Origin of the sequence: Rhizobium sp. YAF28 (assembly GCF_052113285.1) — a bacterium.
Taxonomy (GTDB): Bacteria; Pseudomonadota; Alphaproteobacteria; order Rhizobiales; family Rhizobiaceae; genus Rhizobium.
The window spans coordinates 224,633-240,718 of record NZ_JBFRCX010000001.1 but is presented as its reverse complement, the minus strand read 5'-3'; the positions used below and the strand labels follow the sequence as shown (position 1 = coordinate 240,718).

17 protein-coding genes and 1 pseudogene are annotated in these 16,086 nt (G+C 58.7%); 9 read left to right on the top strand and 9 right to left on the bottom strand.

The window, feature by feature from the left end; all coding sequences use genetic code 11:
* Positions 1-2: 2 nt before the first annotated feature.
* A complete protein-coding gene (gene napE / locus AB4Z13_RS01280; RefSeq protein WP_029868513.1) occupies positions 3-212 on the bottom strand; it encodes a periplasmic nitrate reductase, NapE protein in 210 nt (69 codons plus the stop codon).
* Positions 213-605: 393 nt separating this feature from the next.
* Between napE and AB4Z13_RS01275 the strand changes: the two genes are divergently transcribed.
* Together AB4Z13_RS01275 and AB4Z13_RS01270 are read left to right on the top strand one after the other, a co-directional pair.
* Positions 606-1,262, top strand: coding sequence for a glutathione S-transferase family protein (locus AB4Z13_RS01275; protein ID WP_442205554.1), 657 nt, complete (start codon positions 606-608; stop codon positions 1,260-1,262).
* 191 nt (positions 1,263-1,453) lie between these two features.
* The gene (locus AB4Z13_RS01270; protein WP_442205553.1) at positions 1,454-2,680 is read left to right on the top strand and encodes an NAD(P)-binding domain-containing protein; all 1,227 of its coding nucleotides are present in this window, start codon (positions 1,454-1,456) and stop codon (positions 2,678-2,680) included.
* A gap of 470 nt (positions 2,681-3,150) precedes the next feature.
* Here the strand turns inward: AB4Z13_RS01270 and AB4Z13_RS01265 are convergent, their stop codons facing one another.
* The gene (locus tag AB4Z13_RS01265) at positions 3,151-3,531 is read right to left on the bottom strand and encodes a pentapeptide repeat-containing protein (RefSeq protein WP_113323507.1); all 381 of its coding nucleotides are present in this window, start codon (positions 3,529-3,531) and stop codon (positions 3,151-3,153) included.
* 464 nt (positions 3,532-3,995) lie between these two features.
* Between AB4Z13_RS01265 and AB4Z13_RS01260 the strand changes: the two genes are divergently transcribed.
* Entirely contained in the window at positions 3,996-4,367 is a 372-nt protein-coding gene (locus tag AB4Z13_RS01260) for a COG4315 family predicted lipoprotein (RefSeq protein ID WP_007797316.1), read from the top strand.
* 345 nt (positions 4,368-4,712) lie between these two features.
* On the opposite strand, the gene argS is transcribed toward AB4Z13_RS01260, so the two are convergent.
* Complete coding sequence (gene argS, locus AB4Z13_RS01255; RefSeq protein WP_442205552.1) at positions 4,713-6,416, bottom strand: arginine--tRNA ligase; 1,704 nt, start codon at positions 6,414-6,416, stop codon at positions 4,713-4,715.
* A 409-nt stretch (positions 6,417-6,825) separates the two neighbouring features.
* Between argS and gltS the strand changes: the two genes are divergently transcribed.
* The 3 genes from gltS to aac(6') all read left to right on the top strand — a co-directional run bounded on the left by gltS (position 6,826) and on the right by aac(6') (position 9,735).
* Entirely contained in the window at positions 6,826-8,031 is a 1,206-nt protein-coding gene (gltS, locus tag AB4Z13_RS01250) for a sodium/glutamate symporter (RefSeq protein ID WP_442205551.1), read from the top strand.
* A gap of 187 nt (positions 8,032-8,218) precedes the next feature.
* Positions 8,219-9,241, top strand: coding sequence for an alpha/beta hydrolase family protein (locus AB4Z13_RS01245; RefSeq protein ID WP_442205550.1), 1,023 nt, complete (start codon positions 8,219-8,221; stop codon positions 9,239-9,241).
* Positions 9,242-9,291: 50 nt separating this feature from the next.
* On the top strand, positions 9,292-9,735 hold the full coding sequence (gene aac(6') / locus AB4Z13_RS01240; protein WP_442205899.1) for an aminoglycoside 6'-N-acetyltransferase: 444 nt from the start codon (positions 9,292-9,294) through the stop codon (positions 9,733-9,735).
* Between the two features lie 118 nt (positions 9,736-9,853).
* Here aac(6') and AB4Z13_RS01235 read toward each other — a convergent pair whose 3' ends face one another.
* Complete coding sequence (locus AB4Z13_RS01235; protein WP_442205549.1) at positions 9,854-10,624, bottom strand: alpha/beta hydrolase; 771 nt, start codon at positions 10,622-10,624, stop codon at positions 9,854-9,856.
* Between the two features lie 201 nt (positions 10,625-10,825).
* On the opposite strand from AB4Z13_RS01235, the gene AB4Z13_RS01230 reads away from it, so the two are divergent.
* On the top strand, positions 10,826-11,821 hold the full coding sequence (locus AB4Z13_RS01230) for a cupin domain-containing protein (RefSeq protein ID WP_442205548.1): 996 nt from the start codon (positions 10,826-10,828) through the stop codon (positions 11,819-11,821).
* Between the two features lie 147 nt (positions 11,822-11,968).
* Here the strand turns inward: AB4Z13_RS01230 and AB4Z13_RS01225 are convergent, their stop codons facing one another.
* Together AB4Z13_RS01225 and AB4Z13_RS01220 are read right to left on the bottom strand one after the other, a co-directional pair.
* Complete coding sequence (locus tag AB4Z13_RS01225; protein ID WP_439015445.1) at positions 11,969-12,454, bottom strand: RidA family protein; 486 nt, start codon at positions 12,452-12,454, stop codon at positions 11,969-11,971.
* Between the two features lie 332 nt (positions 12,455-12,786).
* Complete coding sequence (locus AB4Z13_RS01220) at positions 12,787-13,161, bottom strand: VOC family protein (protein WP_113323499.1); 375 nt, start codon at positions 13,159-13,161, stop codon at positions 12,787-12,789.
* A gap of 68 nt (positions 13,162-13,229) precedes the next feature.
* Between AB4Z13_RS01220 and AB4Z13_RS01215 the strand changes: the two genes are divergently transcribed.
* Positions 13,230-13,676, top strand: a complete 447-nt coding sequence (locus AB4Z13_RS01215) for a MarR family winged helix-turn-helix transcriptional regulator (protein WP_442205547.1) — start codon at positions 13,230-13,232, stop codon at positions 13,674-13,676.
* A 325-nt stretch (positions 13,677-14,001) separates the two neighbouring features.
* Here AB4Z13_RS01215 and AB4Z13_RS01210 read toward each other — a convergent pair whose 3' ends face one another.
* From AB4Z13_RS01210 to AB4Z13_RS01200, 3 genes and pseudogenes are all read right to left on the bottom strand, one after another.
* Positions 14,002-14,091 (bottom strand): hypothetical protein, encoded by a 90-nt coding sequence (locus AB4Z13_RS01210; RefSeq protein ID WP_442205546.1) that lies wholly within the window; start codon positions 14,089-14,091, stop codon positions 14,002-14,004.
* 4 nt (positions 14,092-14,095) lie between these two features.
* Positions 14,096-14,361, bottom strand: a pseudogene (locus AB4Z13_RS01205) (integrase); the annotation flags it as partial.
* A complete protein-coding gene (locus AB4Z13_RS01200; protein WP_442205545.1) occupies positions 14,358-15,371 on the bottom strand; it encodes an AraC family transcriptional regulator ligand-binding domain-containing protein in 1,014 nt (337 codons plus the stop codon). The pseudogene AB4Z13_RS01205 and the gene AB4Z13_RS01200, both read right to left, overlap by 4 nt.
* 170 nt (positions 15,372-15,541) lie before the next feature.
* Here AB4Z13_RS01200 and AB4Z13_RS01195 point away from each other — a divergent pair, with 170 nt between their 5' ends.
* Positions 15,542-16,048: a hypothetical protein gene (locus tag AB4Z13_RS01195; RefSeq protein WP_442205544.1), complete on the top strand. Its 507-nt coding sequence runs from the start codon at positions 15,542-15,544 to the stop codon at positions 16,046-16,048.
* The last annotated feature ends 38 nt before the right edge of the window (positions 16,049-16,086 follow it).

Below are 16,086 nucleotides of genomic sequence, written 5' to 3'. Positions count from 1 at the left end.
CCTCACTCTACCGAGGCCGAAGGCGCGGGCTTGACCTCATGAGGTCCCGGCGGCCCATTGACGATCTGGTACATCCAGACCAGGAAGCCATAACCGCCGACGACCCCGACAGCGACAACGGGCCAGATGCCGAAAGCAAGCACGGCGAAGGTCAACAGCTCCCGCCGGCGCTTCTTCCTGAACTCTCCACCAGTATCCGTGATTTGAGCCACAACGCCTCCCCAGAGTTGCTGACGCTACCGGTATAACCCCTTAAGCGTGTCCAGCCAATCTCCATCTGTTATCGCGACTTGCGCCAGCGCTTCGCGATCGGGAAATCGGCTATGCGAGAACGGTGTATCGCACGCCCGCTCGGCAGTCCTTGACAGAGATCAAAGCAGGCAGTCGACGGATTGAATCCACCGAGCGGCCGACCCGGCCTTGCCGGACCAACGCACCCTGCCAGGCCTCGTTCTTTGTGACCGGCACGCGCTATCGTTCCAAGGGTGAGCGATGGCGCACGGTCGGGCTACGCTTGGCCCGCGCGCGGGGATTATTTCCATCATCCCGCTGTCGGATTCCCGCCCGCCCGCTCGTCTTCCAGACGGACAGGAAGGAGAACGATCATGACGATTACCATTACCGCCTTTGAACGCTCGCCCGATCGCGGCAAGGGTCTGGCGCGTGACATGCGCGTTCGCTGGGCGCTCGAAGAAGTCGGGCAGCCCTACGAAGTTCGCCTTGTCTCGTTCAAGGCGATGAAGCAGGCGGCCCATCTTGCGCTTCAGCCTTTCGGGCAGATTCCGACCTATGAGGAAGGCGATCTCACCCTCTTCGAATCCGGCGCGATCATCCTGCATATCGCCGAGCGCCATGCCGGCCTGCTGCCGGACGATGCCAACGCCCGCGCCCGCGCGATCACCTGGATCTTCGCCGCCGTCTCCACGATGGAACCCGTCATCGTCGATCGCGAAACCGCCAGATATCTGGAGGGCAAGCAGAGCTGGTACGAAGAGCGTCTGGCCTACGTCAACGACCGCATCCGCAAGCGGCTCGGCGAACTCTCCGCCCGGCTTGGCGATGCCGACTGGCTGGACGGAAACTTCACCGCCGGCGACCTCGAGATGGTCTCGGTGCTGCTGAGGCTGGAGGGATCGGCCCTGCTGGACGAATATCCCAACCTCTGCGCCTACATCGCACGCGGGCAAGCGCGGCCCGCATTTAAGCGCGCCTTCGAGGCGCAGAAGGCGGTGTTCCTGGCTGTATCGGCTGGCGGGCAATAAGTCTGATTAGGGCCGAAAGCCTCGACCGCTTTGCGCCCCCATTCCGGTCATTATCACAAAATTGGCGCAACGCATTCGGCCGGTCTCGTACTTGCCGGCATTGCGCTGACCACGACCTGTTAGGTCGGCGTTGTCCTTCCAGGTCGGCTTTGTTAGGCTCCTGCAGCTCTAGCCGGCCTGGAGACGCAGGAGTGCTGAACCGACACGACACTGTAGTTATCGGCGGCGGCCAAAGTGGCATGGCCATGAGCTACCATTTGCGCAAATGCAACCGAGAACATGTTGTTCTTGAACGCAAGCGCGTCGCGGAGCGTTGGTTGGGCGAGCGATGGGACTCGCTCCGCTTCCAATTCCCGAATTGGTCGTTGAGGCTGCCCGGATTCGAATACGCTGGCGATAGCCCGGACGCATTCGCGCATCATCGCGACGTTGGCAAGTTTGTCGAGGACTACGCAAAGTTCATAGATGCGCCGGTTTGCTGTGGCACGGAAGTCTCGTTGCTGCGTCGCGATCGCCACTCCGACCGCTTTCTCATTGAGACGAATGACAGTCTGTTCAGCGCATCGCGGGTCGTCGTCGCGACGGGCCCGTTTCAACGACCGTCGCTGCCGGCATGGTCGCGCGACCTGCCGCCGCATGTCTATCAAGTGCATGCAAACGATTACCGAAACCCCGAGCAGCTCCCACCGGGCGCGGTCCTCGTGGTCGGTAGCGGTGCTTCTGGTTGTCAGATTGCTGATGAACTCAATGTCGATGGCCGTGTAGTCTATTTTAGCGTGAGCGCCCATCGCCGTGTGCCGCGCCGATACCGCGATCGCGACAACTTCTGGTGGTTCATGTCCATGGGCCGTTTTGATGTACCGATCAATAGCTTCCCAGGGCGCAAATATCCGACCACTACGGTGATCACAGGGGTCAACGGTGGGTATGACGTTGACGTGCGTCGCTTCATGCTAGAGGGGGGCGTCGTTCTCGGGCGGCTCGAGGGCGGCGCGGGCGGCAAACTCTACTTCAATGATGATGCCGAGTATGTTTTGACGGAGGCAGACCGAGCCTATAGCGACTTCAAGCATGCTGCGGATGAGTGCGCGAAGGCGAAATCACTCGACCTGCCCGTTGAAGATGCGAAGGACACGCCGGGACGGCCCGTTCCAGTTCTGCCCATTCCAAACCTGGATTTGAAGACTGCAAACATCGGTTCCGTCGTCTGGTGCACCGGATACACTTTCGATTTTGGTTGGCTGGACATTCCGGTGTTCGACGAAGGCGGAGCACCTATTCAGGAACGCGGCGTCACCAACTGCCCGAATTTGTATTTCCTTGGGCTGCATTGGATGCACACATTCAAGTCCGGCCTGCTCTTTGGCGTTGGTGAAGACGCTGCGTACATTGCGGATCACATGGCCGAAGCCGGGTAATTCAACGAGGACCGCGCCGGGATGTGCGCAGCAGTGTGAAATAATCCGCGTTTCCAGGAGAGAAAGGGCGACTCGGCTGTTTGTGGACGGGTCCGCTTTGGGCGTTAAGTCGGTTTGGCTCCGACCAGATCATTTACTCTATCCGCCGGTGACCGCTTGGCCCCAAGAGCGGTCTTCCAACTCGACAAAAAATCGCTAATCGCGCTTGCAGTTACCAGAATACCTGAACGGCGAGGACGGCGAGAAAGGCAACCACCACCGCAGAAGCCATCCGTAAGACGGTTCGATTCGCCTGTGCGAGTACCTGTGGCCTGGGTTCTCGCTTGGGATTGAATTTGTGGCGACGTTTCGGTGACGCTCCCGCTTGCGACGATTTGTTTCCTGCTGCCATGGCCGTTCTGCTCAAGGTGGTGAATTTCAGGACGCCAATCTACGCTGTTTCTCGATGTGCACGAAGTCATCCACGGCAATCAGGTTTTCGCGTTTTCATAGGCCAGGAATAGATCGGTTACGAGAACGCCATTGATGCGCATCCCAGTTAAATCGGCGTCTTTGATGTCTGAATCTGCCAACGTGACGCCGCTTATGGTCAACCGCGACAGGTTTGCATTCGTGATGGCGGCTCCAGACAGATTGACGTTGTTAAAGCGCGCATCCACAAGACTGATATCGTCAAAAAACGCTTCGCTTAAATTGGTGTCAGTGAATTTTGCCTTGGTCAAAACAGCGTAAAACCGGGCATCTGCAAGGTTCACGCCGTCGAAATTCGCACCTGACATATCGGCCCGCTCGTAATGAACTCCCTGCATCTGAGGGCCATCAAACTGGTTGTGTTCTTGGTGGTCGCTCATTGTCGTTTCCTCGGGTCAATCATGATTTTGACCCAAAGAATGCCAGATTGTGCAATCATTTACGACCGTCGAATCTGAAATAGAAACGAGCCCACGCCAATTCTGGCCGTGTCGTTTGTCGCGCAATTCCTAAAGCTTGCTACGTCGAAGGTTTTAGTCGCAAAATGTGTCGCAGGTTTTGGGATTTTTGCGTGTCTTCGCTCCAGCGCAAGCACAGGACAAGAAGCCCAACATTGCAATGCTCGTGACCGACGATGACTCAAATGACCGCTTTGGGGTCGAGACGCGACCCTTCTGCCATCATTGGCAAGGGTCCGGAGTTGGCGCTTCGTGGACCTTGTAACTATTGCTGGCCTGTCTTGTTCGTCCCCCATGGGCGGAACCGCTTTCATAGTTGGGCGTTTTTGTCAGTTAGATCGGGTACTGCTGGCATTCCGCCGGCACTGCCGAATGGGAGAAAAATCATGAGAACGATATTAATCGCGATAGGTGCGTTAACTGCTTTAACCGGTTCTGCTTTTGCGGCCGAGCCGGCCAAGATGGTCGAGACGAAAATGGGCAAGGTCCTGGCCACTGAAAAAGGCATGGTGCTTTACACATTCGACAAAGATACAAAAGGCAAATCCAACTGCGATAGCGATTGCCTGAAGAAGTGGCCGGCGTTCCACGCTGGAGCCAAGGCCAAGGCGGAAGGCGAATGGTCTCTAGTCAAAGCTGCGGATGGCAAAGAGATGTGGGCCTATGAGGGTAAGCCGCTTTACACCTATGTCGAGGATAAGAAAGCCGGTGAAGCCAACGGCGATGGCGTTGGAGGAGTGTGGCACGTGGCCAAATAGCTCCAGCAACGGTTCGAATGGGCGGTCGTCGGATCGCCCTGAACCCCAAGACCAACTTCTGGAACGGCCTCTCTCTCTCTCTCTCTCTCTCTCTCTCTCTCTCTGTGGTTTCGCCGACAAACCCGGCCCGCCTGGCACGTCCGATGGAACCGACCGCTCAAGCCTGACTTTCCCAGCCTCGTCGATAATACAGATCGCCACTGACCGCAGTGACACGCCAAGGCAGCATAAAACATCGTCGTCTCCCGTCATCTCGGTTGCATCGAGATTGTGATGGGAGCCTGCCCCTTGTGGGGCCGCCCGATTACACATGCTAAGGGCCGGAAGCCGTCAAACCAATGGACCTTACATACGCCGCACAGCTTCCATTCCAAGAAGCTCAAGACACTTTCCGATAACCCTTGCGACCAGCTTGCACGTGGCGAGCCGTCCCGACGGATCGTCCGCCTTCAGCACCGGGCAATCCGTGTAGAACCGGCTGAACGCATCCGCCACCTGATAGGCCCGATCAGCGATTTCGAAAGACTCGAACTGTCGCGCTGCCTCCGAAAGGGCGTGCGGATACCAGAGGCATTCCATCAGGACGGCACGTTCCGATGGATGGCTGATCGAGATTGTCTCGCCTGGAACGATGCTGGCCTCCGCAGCCTTGTCGAGGATCGAGCAGATCCGGGCGTAGGCGTATTGAAGGTACGGTCCGGTCCGTCCCTCGAAGGAGGTCATCCTGTCGATATCGAAGAGGTAACCTGTCTTTCTTGGTGTGGAGAGGTCGGCGAACTTCAACGCGCCGAGGCCCACAACCGTGGCTGCTTGGCTGTCGGCGACCATTTCAGACGACTTGGCGAGCGCAAGATCGATCATGTCACCGAGCGAGGCTGCCGACCCGTCACGGGTCTTGAAGGGCTTGCCGTCATTGCCGCGGACTGTACCGAAGGTCACGTGCCGTAATTCGACGCCATCGGCATAACCTGCCGTACGCGCCGCCGAAAACACGCTGGCGATATGGAGTGCCTGCCGATCGTCAGTGCAGTAAACGATCTGCTGCGCGCCGATGTCACGCACCCGCTGCCGGAGTGTTGCGAGATCGGTGGTACCGTAAAGGGCCGCTCCGTCTCTCTTCTGGAGAAGCAGAGGTGGCACATTGTCCGGAAGCCCGTCGCCGTAGACGTCGATGACAAGAGCCCCATCGCTCTCCCGCGCCAGCCCGCGGGTGGTGAGATCGTGGAGCATGGGCGCGACTTCCGCATGAGCATCGCTTTCGCCTTTGAATAGATCGAAATGCGCGCCGAGCATCTTCGCCGTGGCGGAGATCGATGCAAGGGAAATGGCCCGCATGCGCGCCCAGGCCTCCGCCAGAAGCGGATCTCCGTCCTGCAGCTTCGTGGTCAGCATCCGCGCGAGCGCAAGCGAAGCCTCGTCCTCGCAGGCAGCATTGCCCGACTTGTAAAGGGCGCCAAGCTCCTCGACGGTCATGGCATCAAATGCCGATGGATCGATGAAGTATGTGGGGTCACCTGCCTTCCATCCCGCGGCCTGAGCTGCACCCAGAAGAAGCTTGCCCATTTGCAGGCCCCAGTCGCCAAGGTGAATGTCGGACAGAACGTCGTGACCGATCTCCACGAGGATGCGTCGCAGGCTCTCCCCGATGACGAAGGAACGCAGATGGCCGACATGCAGTGCCTTGGCGACGTTGGGTCCGCCAAAGTCAATGATCGTCCGCATCGGCTCCACCTTCTCTGCGGCGAGCGATGGATCGGCAAGCATGGCGCTTGCTTCCGCGGCAACGGCTGCATCGGCCAGCCGGAAGTTCACGAAACCTGGGCCGGCGACGGACACGTCCTCGAAAAGAGCACTCCGGGCTGCCTCTGCGACTTCCGCTGCAAGCACGCGCGGGTTCTTGCCCGCGGATTTCGCCAGCCGCATCATGTCGTTGCATTGGACATCGCCGAACTCGGGTCTGGTCGACCGGACGATGGAGGGGGCGGCTTCAAGGCCGTTCAGTTCATATGCGGAAGCAAGCGCGGCGAGCGCGGCCGATTTTACGGACATGGATCATTTCCTGAAATTGCATGAGTAAAGGAGCACGGAAGCGTTAAGAGCTTCAGCGTCGCCGTTCTGCAATCTTCGGAGCCATGTTCATGTCGGGCCTCTAAGTTCGATTTTTCAATAGACCGTCCGATGACCGCTGGCAATCACGTGATCGACTGAATTTTGCAACCACAACGATTGGAAGCGTCTCATTAAAATCTGCTGGCGATTGGTGGCTGACTGCGCGATCCGTGTTTCTATGACCAGCAAGGTCAGCGCAGGCAGCGTCAAATTGGCTGTCGAGACGCCAAGTGCAAGATGGTGTCCTGGGAGCAGCGAGGGGGCAAACCAATATTTTCACTGGTTCAGTCAAAGCGCGTGTGTCAGTGTTTTGCAACCGACAAGGCGGGTCTGGCGGTGAAGGTGGCACATGTCGACAATAGAGGTCCCAGGACTGCTGTCGTTCACCATAGCGATCCTCGTGTTCTTCGCTGGCGCGAACCTCAATCGGCTCATCCCCGCCCTCACCCGCTGGAGCATTCCGGAGGCAGTCACCGGCGGGCTCCTGGCAGCGTTCGTGACACTCGTCGCCTATGAGTTCCTTGGCATGGAGATCAGCTTCGCGCTTGGCGCACGCGACCTGTTGCTGCTTTACTTTTTCACCGGCGTTGGCCTGAACGCGCGGCTCTCCGATCTCCTTGCCGGAGGCAGGCCGTTTCTCATCCTGCTGGCCGTCACGCTTGCGTTTCTTGTGATCCAGAACCTCGTTTCCATGGGGGCCAGCGAGGTGCTCGGTCTTCCAGAAGGCATGGCAATCCTTCTCGGTTCGACCTCGCTGATCGGCGGACACGGCACGACGATTGCCTGGGCTCCGATCGTGTCGAGCCGTTTCGGTCTCACAAACGCTCTCGAAATCGGCATTGCCAGCGCAACGCTCGGCCTGGTCGTCGCCAGCCTCGTCGGGGGGCCAATCGCACAGTATCTGATCACCCGGAATGGCTTGAGCGGCCCCAAGGACGAGGAGTTGACGATCGGGGTGCCGCGGGATGCCGTTGGTGGCCACGACGACGATGTCAGTTACATCAGCCTGTTGCGCACGTTGCTGGTGACAAATGTCGCGATCATCATTGGCTACGCCCTGCACGAGATTATCCTTGAAGCCGGGATCAATCTTCCGCTGTTCGTCGTCTGTCTGCTGAGCGCCATCGTGATGACGAACAGCATTCCGATCCTGGCGCCGCGCCTGCCCTGGCCGACGCATACCCGCGGTCTGGCGCTCATATCCGATCTCTCGCTGAACATATTCCTGGCGATGTCCTTGATGAGCATGCAGTTGTGGGGCCTGAGCGGGCTCGGCCTTTCGCTCGCGATCGTGCTTGCGGTGCAGACGCTTGTGGCCGTCGTCTACATCATCCTGGTCGTGTTCCCGGCCATGGGGCGCAACTACAATGCGGCGGTCATTTCCGCCGGCTTTTGCGGGATTTCGCTCGGAGCTACCCCGACGGCAATAGCCAACATGACGGCGGTCACCAAGATCCACGGAGCAGCAACCATCGCGTTCATCATCCTGCCGCTCGTCTCCGCATTCTTCATCGATCTTGCAAACGCAGCAGTGCTTGGGTTCCTTGTTCGGTGATTGGTCCCGCGGAGATATTTTCGTGAATCGTTCTGCGCACTCACTTGTCGCAAAAACTGTCGCTACGGCACGTCGAAATACGGAATCCAGCCCAATGGAAGTTTGAACAGGAAGCGACGATCCACGTTGACAATTTTAAGTAATTTTCCCCTCCTGTCAGAGGATAAACTGGCGATGGATGGAGATCATGTTCAAGGTTGGCTTCACCAGAGGTAACGTAGAAGACAGCAGCCGATCGAATTGGGCTGGTGACGGCTCCCGGCCCCTGGCCTGGTCAGCATGGTATCCGACTGAAGATCCCTTAAGAAAAACCGCTGTTCCTGAGGAGCCGGTTCGATCCCTTTTCCTCACTGAGGAATCGGTGGACGATGCACGCCTGGCAAGCCGACAAGAGGCCTATCCCCTTGTACTGCTCTCGCATGGAACCGGGGGAACAGCAGCCGGTCTTGGTTGGCTCGGTCAACGCCTAGCCAAAGCAGGCTTCGTTGCAATCGGCATCGATCATCATGGTAACACCGCTTCGGAACAATATCGTCCGGAGGGCTTCCTGTGCTGGTGGGAACGCGCTCGGGACCTGACCGTTTTGCTGGATTATCATGCTGCCGAGGGACAATTTGCAGGGCAGCTTGATCTCGATCGCACCTTTGCGGCAGGGTTTTCTCTGGGCGGTTACACGGTACTGTCGTTGCTGGGTGCCATCACCGACATGACGCTGTTTCTCGACTGGGCTCAGAACAAGCCTTGGGGCAATGGTCCGAGAGAGTTTCCGGACATTGGGGAGCAGGTTACCCCACTGCTGGAAACCAGTGCCGTGTTCCGCGCCTCATGGAACCGGCAATCATCGTCCTATAAGGATTCAAGGATCAAAGCCGCTCTTCTTTGCGCACCGGCGCCCACGGTGCGGGGCCTGACAGGCGAAAGCCTGAGCAAGATTCCTGTGCCGGTTGCCATTGCGGCTGTAGGCGCTGATATCGAAGCCCCTTCCGACCTGTGCGCTGCATGGGTGCACGAACAACTACCAAACAGCACGATGGATTTGCTCGATCCAATGGCTGGTCACTACGCCTTCCTGTGCGAATGCTCCGAATGGGGTAAGGTCCATGAAACCGAAATATGCGCTGATGCGCCTGGCGTTGATCGCCGGTGGATTCATGATCGGACAGCAGCATTGGCGATCGAGCTGTTCTCGAAAACCGCGTCCGACTTTTGACACGCTCTGCGGGGTTCTTGCGACAAGGAAGGAGCCGCCATATGGGATCGATTATTGAGATTGGGACCATAAAAGATGTTGAGCCATGGGCGCAGCTTCGCATTGCGCTATGGCCGCATCACTCGCTTGAAGACCATTGTGCCGAGCTGGCCCGGTCGTTTCTTTCAGGAAATGGAAAAGCAGCCGCGTTCATCGCTCGAAATGATGCGGATGAAGCTATCGGGCTTGCAGAGGCCACTTTACGTCATGATTACGTGAACGGATGCACTAGCTCACCTGTCCTGTTCCTTGAAGGGATCTATGTCCGGCCCGCTGAGAGGCGAAGGGGTATTGCGCGGTTGCTGTGCAACGCGGTTGCCGAATGGGGAAAGTCGCTTGGATGCGTCGAATTTGGCTCCGACGCGCCGCTTGAGAACGCAGCCAGCCATGCGCTCCATGCTGCATTAGGATTTGCGGAGACCCAGCGCGTCGTGTTCTTCCGAAAAACCCTGTAGTCCGTCTTGCCCTTCCACGGGGATGGCTTGTCGCGAAACTCACTCGCAAAAGTCGGAGCGCTGCGTGTTTTCAGCGTGGAGAGGTACTCCCGGCACGGTGGCGCCGGGAGCAGTATCGTCAGTTCGTGAGCGCGGCCTTTTCAATGGCCGCAGCGACTTCATTCGCATGAACGACGAGGGAGGCATGGCTGCCAGCCACCTCTGTGATCTTGGCCTTCATCCTGGCCGCGAACAGTTTCTGGGTCTCCGGTGCGATTACCTTGTCCTTCGTGCTGATCACATAGAAGGTCGGTTTGTCGCGCCAAGCCGCCCTATCGACCGGAGCCTCGTAGGCTGTGTGGTTTAGCGGAAGCTGCGAGTTTGCCAGGGATTCGGCGACCTTCAGTGGAAGGTCCGCGGCGACCGCCGAGGGAAACACCTTGGGATCGATATAGAGGTTGCCCTTTTCGTCGGGATGAATTGCCTTGGTGCCTTCGGTTGCCGGGCCGCCCTTGGCCAGGGCCGCCAGAGATTCTCCGACGTCAGGTGCGAAGGCGGAGACATAGACGAGCGCGGAGACCTTGGGATCGTCACCGGCTTGCGTGATGACCACGCCGCCCCAGGAGTGGCCAACGAGGACGGTCTTGCCATCCTGCTTCGCCAGTGCCTGCTTGGTGGCATCGACATCCGCAGCCAGCGACGTGAGCGGATTTTCGACCAGCGTTACGTTATAGCCCTTCTTCGTAAGGATGTCGGCAACGGGCTTCCAGCTTGTCTGGTCGACGAAAGCGCCATGGACGAGCACGATGTTGTGCGCCGCCCCCTTGGGTAGACCAGCCGATTGGGCGGGTGCGGCAAACGCTGCCCCGGCGACGAGAACTGTGGTGGCTAAGAGTAGTATATTTCGCATTGCTTGCTCCTGTTTGGATGCCGACAACCCCGACCCACGAAAAGGGACAGGCACTTCGGTACGTGTTGCGGCAGTTAGCCAGATTGCTTGCTGGGTGACCTGATGGCTCACGTCGACACGAAATAATACGAAGGGTTCCGGGACGTTAGGCCCCGATCGTCCGGATATTGTGTCCGACCGTACGGCGGACTAACATCAGGCATGGACATCCTCGCCGAAGTGCTCGATCGCGTTCGACTGAGCGGCACCCTGCTCTTTCACTTCGAGCTCGGCCATCCCTGGAACCTGGCCTTGCCGGAGCGCCCCTACGCCCTGTTCCATTATCTCAGTCGTGGCACAGCCACCCTCGCGCTCGAACATGGGCAAGAGCTCCGCATGGCGGAGGGCGATCTCGTCGTCATCACACGCGGCGAGCCCCATTTGATTTACTCGGATAGTCGGACGAAGCCATTCCTGGTTACGGACCTCGATCGACCCGCACATCTTGGCGTCGTGCGTCACGGAGGCAGCGCGCAGCCGCTCTCGACGATGATCTGTGGCAATTTCATTCTCTCGTGGCCCGCGCGCGGTAGCGTGATGGAGCTGCTTCCGCCCGTACTTCTCCTGAAGCCGGCAATGGACGGTGACTGGCTTGAGGCTATCCTGCGCCGCATGGTGAGCGAGTCGGCGCTTGAACGTCCCGGCCAACGCGTCGCGCTCTCGCGAATGACAGAGGTGCTCTTCGTCGAGGTGTTGCGAAGCTGGATCAAATCTCTCCGGCCAGGAGAAGGCGGATGGCTTGGGGCGATGGCGGACCCCTATATTGGGCGAGCGCTTGAGTTGATCCACGAACGACCGGATGGGCCCTGGACGCTTCGCGACCTCGCACATCGCGTGGGGCTCGGCCGCTCGGTGTTTTCGGCTCGCTTCACCAAGCTCGTCGGCCAGTCCATGCAGCGCTATCTGATCGCACGCCGGATGTCGGAGGCTGCGTTCCTACTGGAAACAAGCGATGAGGGAATTGCCCGGATCGCAAGCCGCGTTGGCTACGAAACCGTCGCGGCGTTCTCGAAGTTGTTCCATCGGCACCACGGCCTCTCACCCGGCCGCTATCGAGCAGCTCGGCGCACTGACGGCCGCCCAAGGCCAGGGGAATTTCCTGATCAGGAGTCGCCGACTGATCTTGACCAAGCTGACGTCGAGACCGTCCTGTCATAATCGCTCGCTGGGCGGAGGCTTTGGAATTACAGCCACTGAAGAGCATGGTCATCGGCGCGAGCGCCTGCTGACGCTTCCATCCTGACCAGGTCTGTGGACCTGCGTGACCTAAATGCGGCCATCCAAAACTCGTGCCGTGGCGGGTCGCTAAGGCCGTATAAGAACCTCGGCTTCAATCTCGACGGGAAGATCAAATGGCAGGCCTGCCACGCCTATCGCCGAGCGGGCGTGTGATCCGCGTTCGCCACCGTAAACCTCTGCGATAAGGTCGCTGAAGCCATTGATAACGAGTGGATATGAGTTGAAGGAGGGATCTGTATTCACCATGCCAAAGACGCGAAGCCAGCTGTCCACCCGGTCCAGGTCACCCAAAGCAACTTTCAGGCTGGCCAACATTGCCAGTGCGGTCAGGCGAGCGGCATGGTAGCCTTCTTCCAAAGACAGACCTTTCCCGACCTTTCCGAGCGGTCCAGCAATCGAGCCGTCTAAATTGAGTGGCCCGTGTCCGGAAATATAAGCCCTTGACCCTGAAATGCGGACCCAGGGAAAGGAGAGTTTCACGTTAGGCGGAAGCAGGATCGGCGCCGGAAGTTCTAGTCCCAACCGTTGTAGCTGGCTTTCGATATGCGACATTGGTCATCGACTCCTGTTATTGCTTGGGAAGTTCCAACGAGACGCGGTCAGTGGCGCCGCATCCGCTGATGCTAGGCAAGTTAGATGCTGTGGCCCGACAGTAGCAGCGCACTCGGCTGCCATAGTCGAGGAGATACGGGTCCCCGCCGCCGCAACGAAAAGAGGTCTGCTCGAACCCAGCAGTCCCCGATCAGGTGTAGCGATAACTTCATCTAGTGAGAGGCCGCTTTGGGCCGAAAGCGACCGTTGGTCGCATTTGCCGCAGAATTCCGGAATTCCGCGAGAGAAAGTATTCACATTTGAGTTAGGGGCTGCGCGTCTGCGGGGCCGTTTCAGTCACTGGTCGGAAGGGTATGCGCGGTTATCGTATAGCCAAATGGATCGACGAAGGCGAAATAGCGTCCGAACGGGCCGTCCTTCGGCGGGAAAGCTATCCGCACGTCGCGCTCGCACAGATGAGCGTGCAATTCGTCAGCGTCGTCGCAGCCAAACCAGATCGCGATGCCAACCCCCAGCTTCTGCGTGTCGTCAAAGTCCTCGATCGGCGTGCGGACGGCGAATGGGATGGGGTGCGTTTCGAAAACAATCGCGCCCGGAGGGGCTTTTGCCGACGGCGTAAGCCCGACAATGTCCCGATAGAAGGTCCGTGCGGCGTCCAGATCCTTCGTCTGTATCCCGATGAAATCCGGTCCAATGAGGCGAGGCATGAGCTATCTTTCCTTTTTATACCTGACGCAGTATCGTCAGGACCCTGATATAATATAAGGGTACTGATATGTCCAGCCTGATTGATCCGCCTGTTGATGACACCTACCGCTCGCTCGGATATGCGCTGAAGCGGGCGCAGCAAGCGCTGCGGGGCCATCTCGACGCTGAACTCAGAAACATCGGATTGACGACCCCGCAATACTCGGTGCTGGCGGGGCTTGAGGTCAGCGCGGGCCCGTCAAGTGCGGAGCTTGCGCGGCGGGCCTTCGTAACACCGCAGACGATGCAGTCCATCATAGCGACACTCGAACGGGACGGCCTCGTCAAACGAACGGCCCACCCGGTACATGGGCGGGTGCTTACGACCGAACTTACGCCGGACGGCCGGTCGGCATTGCGTGCGGCCCACGAGATTGTCGCCAACGCCGAAAGCCTCGTCCGAAGTGCCGTTGCACCCGATGATCCCGAGATCATCTATTCAGCCTTGCTACGAATAGCAGAGGCCATGCGGTGAGGTCCTCCGCTGGCGCACGGTCGAAGAGGCTTGACTGTCGAGCCTGCTTCGTCCGCTTCGGGCCGACACCAGACGAGTACGTCGGCCGGAACGCGCCGGAAGCGGACGTCAAGCGGGACCGAGTAAGTGACGGAATTGGCCGGAAGCGGACTGGCGGGCTCTGGGAAGTCACGCTGGAAAAGCCGCCTTCAACTGGTCACGGAGCTTCGACGACAACGCATACGACAGTTCGGGCAGGTTCCCACCTCCCTCAGCCTCCAGCCGCCTTCTTCTTCCGGTGGTCGGCCAGTTGATCCCCACAGGCCAAGTACAAGCAGAGAATGGATCACGAGATCACTGCATTGATCATACCGCGCTCAAGAGTGCCGTGTGCAATCGAGTTCCACAGGTTTAGTCCCTGAGGATCAGAGTACATGAGCCTTTTGCTGGACGACCATGGCGCGGATTCGAATTTCTTGACCTGTGACGAGGGTTCCGATCTTGACCTTAACAAGACCGCAGCCTCGGAGCTTACTGTCGATCGCGAGATCAAACAGCGCGCGATCTCTCAGGCGCCTCTCGGTCGAGGAAGAAGCGGATCGCCCAGATCTCGCGCTGCTTCAGTGGTTTCTTGACGCTGACCTTTCGGCCAGCGTTCCATGCAGGACGGCCCAGTAACTGCAGGATCGTGTTGTGCAATACCTATTTGAGTTCTCCTTCGGAGCGAAATTCCCTCGGCCCATTGCCGGTTGCCTTTCGGAAAGCGCGAGCGAAATTGGCTGGGGACGAATATCCCAGTTCCGCCGATACGCGCGTGATCGAATCGTTTGTATGCCGGAGTAATTCCGTGGCTCGCTGTGCCCTGACTACGTTCGCCAAGCTGCGAAAATCGGTGCCGGCCCGATTCAGCTCACGTTGCAGTGTTCGGACACTGGTGTCCATCAATAGTGCCGTGCTATCGATCGATATGCTGCCGGTGAGAACCTGGGTCCGGATCTGCTCCAAGATCACGTTGAGCAAATCCCTTGGAGCACCGCCCCGCCGGTCTCGCGCCACATCCTCGATGGTGACGCTCGGCCATGAAGTGCTCCTCGCCATGGCGGACAGATGATGGCGTTCCGTGACGATGGTCACCGCGGGTGCGTTGAAATGGACCGGGCAATGGAAGACGTCTTCAAAAAGTCTCGTCTGGCTTGGCCTATCGGTATCAAGCTCGACGCGCAGCGGTCGCCAGTCAGGGGGCAAATAAGCCCTGAAGAGGCTAAGCAGGACGCCCGCCGCCGCGCACGCGGTGTTGCCCCACCCGGTACGGCCGGCTAGCGCAAAGACATAGCTGTATCGTACCTCGTTGCCGACGATCGCGACCGACATCCTGTCATCCGTACTATGAAAGCAAAGACCGGAGATGGCGCGCTCGATGGCCTTCCCCAGGGTGCCGGCACCCATCACGTAGCGTCCGTAGCTGCCGTAGTTAGCGACGTTCATCATCGGGGCAATCAGAACCCCAAAGTTGGCCTCACCGGCAGCGCGTGCAGCCGCTTCGACAAAGCCGATCACCGCCGCGTGCGGGATGAAGCAGTTCTCGCCCTCAATCAGTTCGAGATCAAAGCCTACGGCGCGATTGGCCTGGAGTAGTGCCTTTGGTCCCATTTCACGGCGTATGAAGGCCGGCATGCCATGCAATATGCGGTTGGAGATAACGGGAATCTCAGCCATGCATGCATTGCTCCAGAAATATTGCAACCGTGGCGTAAAATGAGTGGTTTCAAAATTAGGAATAGTGATTATTGCAGTAAAACGTGCGTGTCGCGCAAGCAAAGAAGCCTGCTTCCGAGAGAATTTCTGCTGTATCAACCGGAGGGAAGACCATGACGACCAGACGAAACTTGCTGATCGCAGCCACAGCTGTTGCGGCGACAGCGGTGCCGCTTAGGCCCCGACTGGCGGGAGCAGCCGATGACGTAGCTGACTTCCTGTTCGTCCAGACCGCAAGCGCGATGACCTTCGACAAAGCGGCGAACAAGCTGACGCTCGAAGGCATTGGCGCTACAACATTGTTTTTCTCTGACCGCCCCGAGCGCATTGCCGGGAATATGGGTACGACAGCGTTTGTGCCTTTCTGGAGCAAGGGCAAGGACAGCTTCCTCTCTGATCCGCCGAATGCAGACCTGTCCATCCTCGAAGCAAACAAGCTCCAACAGGTCGTCGTCGCCCTGGAGAATCCGGAACTGAACGGCCAGAACTTGACCTACACGTTGAAGGTGGTTGGCGGCGAGATGCCGGAGAAGGGCTCGAAGGTTTCCGTGTTCATCGACATCATCGGCATGCCGCTGACGCCGCTTTCATACGCGGGCGTGGCAAGGCGTGGCTTCCGACGCGCTGTTCTTTACTAGCCTCAGCCTGAAGCGAGGCAACCGACTTCGACACGACC